3 protein-coding genes are annotated in these 4,685 nt (G+C 65.9%); all 3 read left to right on the plus strand.

The genetic code is table 11. The features are described from left to right. Window positions 1-112 precede the first annotated feature (112 nt). Genes ACYVJ0_RS13370 through ACYVJ0_RS13380 form a run of 3 tightly spaced genes read left to right on the plus strand, consistent with a single transcriptional unit; the run spans window position 113 to window position 4,307 of the window. Window positions 113-1,264, plus strand: a complete 1,152-nt coding sequence (locus tag ACYVJ0_RS13370) for a tyrosine-type recombinase/integrase (RefSeq protein ID WP_460818343.1) — start codon at window positions 113-115, stop codon at window positions 1,262-1,264. Next, on the plus strand, window positions 1,261-3,723 hold the full coding sequence (locus ACYVJ0_RS13375) for a tyrosine-type recombinase/integrase (protein WP_460818345.1): 2,463 nt from the start codon (window positions 1,261-1,263) through the stop codon (window positions 3,721-3,723). Before ACYVJ0_RS13370 ends, ACYVJ0_RS13375 begins: the two co-directional genes overlap by 4 nt. Beyond that, complete coding sequence (locus ACYVJ0_RS13380; protein WP_460818347.1) at window positions 3,720-4,307, plus strand: hypothetical protein; 588 nt, start codon at window positions 3,720-3,722, stop codon at window positions 4,305-4,307. The genes ACYVJ0_RS13375 and ACYVJ0_RS13380 overlap by 4 nt, the downstream gene beginning before the upstream one ends. Window positions 4,308-4,685: the final 378 nt, after the last annotated feature.

Below are 4,685 nucleotides of genomic sequence, written 5' to 3' on the forward strand. Positions count from 1 at the left end.
GCTCGTTATCTGTAGTCATGTGTGGTTGTAAGTGGTTGTCAGCGTCGGATGCAGATCGTCCTTGGATGGACACTCCCGCAGCAGTGTCAGTGACGGCAGCTACGGTGCGATCATGAGTGACCTTGGGGTGTTCGCCTTCCGCTGGGTGCCGTCTTTCTCCGGGGTCGATGCGGGGGTGGTGTTCGATCGGACGCGGGGCGTGATTCATCCCGGTGCGTGTGATTGGCTGCGTTCTCTTTCTGAGTCGGGCGCGTCTCCGAACACGGTGCGGAACTACGGTCTCCGTTTGGCGGGCTTCTTGAGTTGGCTTCCGGCTCAGGGCCTGCATTGGACGCAGGTGAGGACTTCAACGCTGGTGCAGTGGAAGAACCACCTGTTGGTGACGCCGGTCTCGCGGGGCTCCGCGATCGCCACGCCTCGCAAGCCCGCGACGGTCGCCGCGTGGTTGGTCGCGCTGGTGGAGTTCTACAGGTGGGCCGCGCTTGAGGATCTCGTGCCCAGGGATCTGGTCGTGCAGCTGACGGAGGATCAGGTGGTGCGCCCGGGTGCGCGGGGCGGTGAACACGGGCGGATCCGGAGTGTGATGACGAGATCGTTGAAGGTCCGGGCGGTGCAGGTGGAGACGGCGCCGTCGTGGTTGTCGGAGGAAGCCGAGCGGCGGGCTCTGCTCGAGTTGCCGTTACGTCCGCGGGACCGTTTCCTGGTGGATCTGCTCTACTTCACCGGGCTGCGGGTCGGCGAAGTACTGTCGCTGTTTCGGCAGGACCTGCATTTGCTCGCCGACAACAGCGCGCACGGCTGCCGGCTCCGCGGGCCTCATCTGCATGTCGTGCGGAACCGTTCCGTCAACGGCGCGCGGGCGAAATCTCTGCGGAGTGTCCCGGTGCCGGCGGAGCTGGCGTTGTCGTATCAGGAGGCGTTGTCGGAGCGGCTGAGGCTGCTCGGGGACGACGGGAGCCCGAACGCGATTGTTGCACTGGAGGGCCCGACGGCGGGCCGGGCGTTGACCTACGCGACGGTGGTGGACCTGTTCCGTCGGTGGTCGGACCGGCTGGGGTTCTACGTGAGGCCACATCTGCTGCGGCATACGCGCGCGACGATCTGGTTGCGCGGGCTGGAGGGGCAGGCGGTGGATCTTGATGTCGTGCGGGTGCTGCTCGGGCACCGATCGTTGACGTCGACGCTCATCTACACGCACGCCAGCGACGAGGCGCTGCGCGCTGCGGTCGCACGCACGACGATGCATTCGGAGGACCGCACGTGACGCTCATCGTCGACACCGCGGAGGCAGCAGGCAGCAAGTCTGGCGGCGGCTGGCGGGAGTTCCTGGCGGGGATGCTGAACGAGGAGTGGGCTGTTGGCGCGTGGGACGCAGTGACCGGGATCCTCACGGTCGATCCGTTCAACGAGCTCAACGATTTCCGTTCCTGCCAGCGGCCTGGCTGCGCGAATCCCGCTTCGCGCGTCGACTACTGCCCGCCATGCCAGCGGCGGGCCAGACATGCCGGCGTGAGCGTTGAGGAGTATGCCCGCACACACCCGAAGGTGAGCTTGGATGCGAGGAGGACGACCCGCGGCTTCGAGCTCTGCGGCATATCCGATGAGGCGGGAGTCCGCTGCGGGCGGGCGATGACCACGCGGGGTCTTTGCCCCACGCACTACGACCTGTTCGCGAAACGCTGCAAGCAGTCGGAAGCCGCGCTCACCGATCACCGGCTGGAGGCATTCGTCGCCGATCGGGTGGGGAAGTTCGTGTTCCCGTCAGTCCCGTGCCCAATTGCGTCGTGCGGCAGGATCCTGTCACACAGCATCAGCAGCGGCCTCTGCGACTATCACGACTCCGGGCTGCGGGCGGCGCGCCGCAAGCAGCCTGCCCTCACGATCGGGGACTTCATGGGCTCGAACGTGGTGCTGGAGCGTCACCAGCTCGCGCTCGGGTCGCTGAGTGAGCCGTTGCGCACGGAGCTGCTGTTCGTCATCCAGCAGTATGCCGATCGCGGCGTGGGTCGGGTGATGATCAGCAAGCTGCGACCGTTCATCAACGACATCGCCGCCGACCCTCACACCGATCTGCTGGAGTGCTTCCGGTCGCATGAGCACTCCATCCGCCTAAAAGGAGTGCGGGCGGTTGGCATGCTGCTGCTGGAGAAGGCGCATCGCCGGTTCGAGGAATACGACTCGCTCCAAGGCGACCTGATCTTCCTCCAGGACCTACCGCTTCGAGAGACCCAGTCGGCACGGAACCCGGACCTCAGTGGCACACCGCTGGACATTCGACAGCTCACGCAGCCGTGGCTGGCGACCGCGTTCCGCACCTGGCTGGGTGCGACGTTGGAACCGCGTGGGGCAGTCCGGAAGTGCTTCGACGTCTGCGCCGAGGCATCCCAGGTGATGGCCGATCGCCGCTCCGACGCGGGCATGGATCCGACGCGACTGTCCTACGAGGACATGGCGGCGATCATCGCACGGTTCGAGCAGCGCTGGTCGGCGCAGGGGATCAAATTCACCTATTCGGTCTGGTGGGAGCTCTGCCGGCTGGCACGACGGTTCGGCGTCTGGGATGAGATCCCGGAGAGCTTCGCGCAGAACTACGCCGCGCAGAAACGCCGCACCCTGCGCGGAAAAGGCGACCAGAAGGTCGAAGGCGATCGGGTGACCCCTGCAGTGGTCGTCGCGCATCTGCGAAGCCACACAGACCAGCTCGACATCGGTCGCCATTCCGACATGTATCGGTGCGTGCTCGAACTGCTCATGGAGACCGGCCGCCGGCCGGCAGAGATCGCGACGCTGCGGACGGACTGTCTCGTTCAGGATCGGCACGGCGGCTGGCTGCTGCGTTACACGGCGCACAAGACCGGCGGCGCGACCAAGGAACTCCCCGTCGAGACACCTGTCGTCGAGTCGATCCGGCGGTGGGAGCGCATCCGCATCGAGCGCGGCATCAGATCGCCGTACCTGTTCCCGAGCGGGAGGCGCCGGCTGCAGGACGAGAACATCCCTCCGATCGGGGAACGCTACCTGGGCAAGATCCTGCACAAGTTCGCAGCGAACCTTCCCCAGGTCCCCGGGCCGGTGACGGACGCTGACGGGCATCCGGTCGACTTCGACCTGGCCACGGTGCAGCCCTACGACTTCCGCCGCGCCTACGCGCAACGTCACGCGGACAACGGGACAGACCCGGACGTATTGCGGCAGCTCATGGACCACGTCTCGTTGAGCACCACGATGGGCTACTACCAGGTCAGTTCGAAACGTCGCCGGAAGGCCGTCGACACGCTCGCCCCGCTCGCGCACGATCGTCACGGCCGACAGGTCGGCATCGCGAACGGGCGTATGCAGCTGAAGATCACACCGGTCCCTTACGGCGACTGCGCGGAGCCGAGCAATGTCGCCGCCGGCGGTACCGCGTGTCAGCTGCGGTATCAGTGCGCGGGCTGTGGGTTCTTCCGCCCGAACCCTTCACACATCCCGGAGATCGAGAAGGAGATCGTGAAGCTGAAGTCGCAGTTGCGGATCGCGGAGGCCTCCGACACCGCCGGCTACTTGCTGGACGCGCAGCGCGGCCTGATCGCCGACTACGAGAAGGTGCTCACCACCATGCGGGAACGCCTCGAACAGCTCCCACAGGACCAGCGGCGTGAGATCTCCACCATGTCCGAGGTGATGAGACGCGCCCGCAGCGCTGCCCTCGCCGGGAAACACATCGAGCTGAGGGAGATATGACCACGACGACGCCCACCCCACCCCGAGGAAACTCCGCTGTGTTGGCCCAGGCGCGGGCCGAGGCCAGCGCCCGCAAGCACCGTGATGTCGCCGCGACTCTGCACGCGGCAGCAGCACATGGCCAGGCGCTCACGGTCTCGACTCTCGCGGCCGCGGCCGGCGTGAGCCGGCAGTTCCTCTACAGCCGTCCTGATCTCATGGACGGCCTACGCCGGCATCAGGAACGAAACCCAGCCGCAGGCGACCGCCCCCTCCACGCGGCACGCGCCGCGGACCTGGTGAACGCGCAGAACACGATCAAACGACTCAAGGGTGAAGCCCGCGAGCTGAACCGGAAGCTCGACGCCGGCCTCGCCGCGCAGCTCGAGCTCCGCGACGAGAAGCGACTGCGTGAGCTCTATGAGCACCGCGGCCAGGAGATCGAACGACTCCTCGCCCAGAACGCCGACCTGCTCCGCACCGTCTCCCAACTACGCGAACAAGTCCGTAGTCTCGAGGACGATCTCGCGGTGGAACGCACCGCCATCCGCGAACTCACGGGGCAGCCAGCCAACGTCACCAGCATCCGATTCAGTGACCGATGAGGCGACGGCGAAGCGGGACACCCCTTGCGATGGTGTCCCGCTCCGCTGACACTGGCTCGGCTACCGGGTGAGCGCGACGCTCTTCCCCGTCACTTCAGTCCCGAAGGTGATTGTCTGGTTGAGGCCGCTGTATCCAGACATGCAGGGATTGTTGCCTGCGTAGGACCAGCAGAGCTTCGCTCGATAGTTGTTGCTCTTGAAGTTGCCCCGGTTGGCCCAGGTTCCGCTGGCGCCGGTACCGTCGAATCCGTACCACTGGGGTGTGACACTTCTTGTAGACGGTCGTTACCAGGAAGGAACGACAGGCAGAGATGTCTACGAATCGCAGGAAGTTCACTGAGGAGTTCAAGGCCGACGCGGTCCAGCTCGTCGTGCAGG

The sequence above is a fragment of the Microbacterium petrolearium genome, assembly GCF_054782875.1.